4 protein-coding genes are annotated in these 3,675 nt (G+C 63.9%); 2 read left to right on the top strand and 2 right to left on the bottom strand.

Going from position 1 to position 3,675, the window contains the following annotated elements:
- The coding region (locus HMPREF0178_RS11075; RefSeq protein ID WP_009733483.1) for an AAA family ATPase at positions 1 to 753 on the bottom strand (753 nt) is incomplete at its 3' end.
- Complete coding sequence (locus HMPREF0178_RS11070; RefSeq protein WP_009733482.1) at positions 753 to 2,030, bottom strand: DNA repair exonuclease; 1,278 nt, start codon at positions 2,028 to 2,030, stop codon at positions 753 to 755. The genes HMPREF0178_RS11075 and HMPREF0178_RS11070, both read right to left, overlap by 1 nt.
- A gap of 251 nt (positions 2,031 to 2,281) precedes the next feature.
- Between HMPREF0178_RS11070 and HMPREF0178_RS11065 the strand changes: the two genes are divergently transcribed.
- Together HMPREF0178_RS11065 and HMPREF0178_RS11060 are read left to right on the top strand one after the other, a co-directional pair.
- The gene (locus HMPREF0178_RS11065; RefSeq protein ID WP_009733481.1) at positions 2,282 to 3,040 is read left to right on the top strand and encodes an AzlC family ABC transporter permease; all 759 of its coding nucleotides are present in this window, start codon (positions 2,282 to 2,284) and stop codon (positions 3,038 to 3,040) included.
- A complete protein-coding gene (locus tag HMPREF0178_RS11060; protein ID WP_009733480.1) occupies positions 3,037 to 3,363 on the top strand; it encodes an AzlD domain-containing protein in 327 nt (108 codons plus the stop codon). Before HMPREF0178_RS11065 ends, HMPREF0178_RS11060 begins: the two co-directional genes overlap by 4 nt.
- Positions 3,364 to 3,675: the final 312 nt, after the last annotated feature.

Raw genomic sequence — 3,675 nt, 5'->3', positions numbered from 1 at the left:
CTCCCAGACCCCAAGGCGGCGCTCCAGCACCCGGCGTTCCCGCTCCCGATCGGTGCGTTCCTCGCGCAACGCCGCAAGCCGCCCTTGCGCCGCGTCCCGTTCGGCGGCGAGGCTGTCGTAACGGGCGGCGTCCTCTTCGGCCCGGCGCATATCCCGGCGCACGTCATCCCATTCTTTCAGCGCGGCGGACAAACGTGGATTGGAGCCCCGTGCCCGGAACAAGTCCTCCATGCTTCCGGTCAGCTTCTTGAGCGCCGCGCCCGGCGACTTCAGCCCCGCCATGCCGAAACTCGCACCGTACAAGGCATTGCGCACGCCTTCCGATGTTAAAGAGGCGAAAGACTGCAACTCCGACAGGCTGAACCCGTACACGCTGGCATACACCTCGCGGGTGACGCCGCCGAGCAGACGCTCCCACAGCGCCGGATCCAGCGGGCGGCCTTCCGCGTCCGTGAGCAGAGGCTCGCCCTTGGCGACATTGGGACGGCGGATCAGCCGGATGTCACCGTCGCACGCATCCGAAAACAACGTCAGGCTGCCGCCGAGCAACCCGGATTGCCCCGCAAGATACCCGCGTTCGCGGGCGTCACGGGTGCGGGGATAGCCAACCAGCGTGGAACGGAAAAAATCCAGCAACGTGGATTTGCCAGCCTCATTATGGCCGAGGAACACGGCCCCGGCCTCGGGCAGGCCTTCGACCGTCACATCCCGGAGCGTCCCGAACGCGTCGATATGAAAGGAACGGATACGCATCAGTCGTTCTCCAAGAGATCAAGGCACAGGCTTTCCGCGTCGTCCAGCAACCGGGCCAGTTCCTCATCCGTGAGCGGTTCCAGCGCCTTCCCCGCCCGGGCGTGCGCGAACAGCGGAGCCAGCGGGCCTTCCCGCAAAGCTTGCAATCCCGAAGCCGTACGCGCCGCTTCGGACAGGCGGAACACCTCCCCGAGCAGATCCTCGCGCTCCAGCAAAGCCCCCCGCTCCACACAGGGCCGGGTGGCGACGTCGATATCCTTGATCCAGATCCGGGGCACGCCGCTGCCGTCCTCACGTAGCCGATCCGCCAGTTCCGCGCAGGTTGTCCTCTTGCGAAGCAGCCCGTCCAGTTCCGTGCGTCCTTGCAGCCGCAGCCGCACAAGCAACATTTCGCAGCCGGACCAGACCTCGGCAGCCGCGCGATCCAGTCCAGTTCGGAGCCGGTTTTCCAATTCATCGAGCGAAGCAACGCCGCCCAGATCCATCTCCAGCGTCTTCCAGACCGCAGGGCCGAGGGGACGGAAGGACGTGCGCACGGCATACCCGCCATCGGGCCGGGCTTCCGCCGTCACCAGCAAGCACCCCTTTTCGCCGGGCTCGTTGATGTGCAGCCCCTGCGTACAGCCGGGGTAGGCCGCCAGCGGTTCCCGGCAGACCTCGCGGCGGTCGTGGATGTGCCCGAGCGCCCAGTAATCCATGCCGGACGCCTTCAAATCCTCTTGCGAGAACGGCGCGTACCGGGCCACTCCATCGGCATCGCCGGGCGTGGCGTGCAGCAGCCCCACGTGAAGGCCGCACGCCTCCGTGCGCCGGAAGAGCGCGGCGAGGTTCCGGGTTTCCCGGCCTGAGGCGTGGCTCGCGCCGTGGATGATGGCGAGAGGCGTTTCCTCACCCTTCCGGAACACGGGCACCGCGTCCGGCAGCTCCCCGAACACGGTCACGTTGCCGGGCCAGCGAACGGAACGCAGCCGGGAAGCAAGAGGATCATGGTTGCCGTGCACGAGAAAAACGGGAATACTCAGGGATTCCAGACGCCGGAACCCGTCGCGCAGGGCAAGCTGGGCGGAGACGCTGGCGTCCTCCTGATTGTACACGTCCCCGGCGAGGAGCAGGAAATCCGGGCTCTCGCGCTCGCACAGATCGAGGAGGCGTCGAAACGCGGTGAACGTGGCTGTGCGCAGGCGTTCCGCAAACTCGGCGGGGATGTCCCTGGACAGGCCGGAAAACGCGGCGTCCAGATGGAGATCCGCGGCATGGATGAAACGTATGGGATGCATGTGGCGTTCCTGAAAAAAGAATGTTTTCCGTCTTGCCGCATTCCCCGGCGCGAGGCAAGCGCACGAGGTATCCCGGCATTGTGCTGATAAAGCGCAGCCCGGCTTTTTCAAAGGATTTTTTTACAACTAGACGCCCTGTGCGTTTCGATATATCTTCCGTCTCCCTCCACAGGGACCTTTTCGTCCTTGCGGCAAGAGGCCTGCGTCGTTCCTGTCAGCCTTCAGCCCCCATTAACCTTCGCAGCAGCATCATGTCCGACACCATTGAATCAACCGTCATGGCCGAGCCGGAAGCCTCTTCCTCCTCCGCCATCCTTACAGGCATGAAGCGCGGGTTCCCCATCTTTTTGGGGTACGTGCCGCTCGGTTTCGCGTACGGCGTGCTTGCCGTACAGAACAACATCCCCGCCGTGTACGCCGTGCTCTTTTCCCTGCTCGTCTATGCCGGAGCCGGGCAGTTCATCGCCGTCGGCCTATGGGGGATGGGCGCATCCGTCTTTTCCATCGTTTTCACGACGTTCGTGATCAACCTGCGGCATGTGCTCATGTCCGCCGCCGTGGCCCCGTGGTTCGCGCCGTTCACCCGCTTCCAGCAATTCATCATCGGCTGGGGGCTCACGGACGAGGTTTTCGCCATGCACAGCATGGCCATGGCCACAGGTGAGAAGGCGCGGCTTCCGCTGGTGTACGCCGCCAACTTAACCTCCCACAGCGGCTGGGTGCTCGGTACGTTCATAGGCGCGGTGGCCGGCGACTTCCTGCCCGATCCCAAGCTGTTCGGCCTTGACTACGCCCTGCCCGCCATGTTCCTCGCCCTGCTCGTCCCCCAGTGCAAGGAACGGCTGTACACGCTGGCGGCCATCCTCTCGGCGCTGCTTTCGGTCATCCTCGCCATGTGCGACACGGGCCGCTGGAACGTCATCATCGCCAGCGTCATCACCTCCACCATCGGGGCCCTGCTCGTCACCCACCGCGACCGCAACATCGACGCACTCAGGAGGAAAGCATGAACATCGATCTCCTGCTCTGTATCCTCGGCATGACTCTCGTGACCCTCATCCCCCGCGTGATGCCGGTCACGCTGCTGGCGGGGCGCGAACTGCCGCCGCTCCTGACGCGCTGGCTCTCCTTCGTGCCCGTTTCCGTGCTCGCCGCGCTGGTCGCGCCCGATCTGCTGCTCGCGGACGGCAAGCTCAACATCACCGGAGACAATCTGTTCCTTATCGCCACCATCCCCACCCTGCTCATCTGCTGGTACAAAAAAGGCAGCTTGTTCGGCGCGCTTGCCGTCGGCATGGGCACGGTGGCGCTGATCCGGTATTGGATGGCGTAGGAACCGTGTAACCATTTGGAGGGGGAAGGGGAAACTTTCTTTAGAAAGTTTCCCCTTCCCCCCTCCAAGCCTCCCCCCATCCTCTTCAAAGATTTTCAACTGGTGGGGAGGTTGCATGGCAGGAGCCTGTTCCGGCACAGCGCTTCGCGCTGAGATTTCATTTATCTGATATTCCGATACAAAGTCGGCCCCTCCCCCCGCTCCCCATTTGCGCATCACGCGAAGATTGGCTATGAACAAAAAGCCGGGGGTTCCCGGACACCGCCATGACGAAGGAGTTTCCCATGCGTGCTCTTTACTGCCTGCTGCTCA

The organism is Bilophila sp. 4_1_30 (genome assembly GCF_000224655.1).
In the GTDB taxonomy this organism is placed as follows: Bacteria; Desulfobacterota; Desulfovibrionia; order Desulfovibrionales; family Desulfovibrionaceae; genus Bilophila; species Bilophila wadsworthia.
The sequence above is the reverse complement of the archived record's forward strand: the minus strand, read 5'-3'. Positions and strand labels throughout refer to the sequence as shown.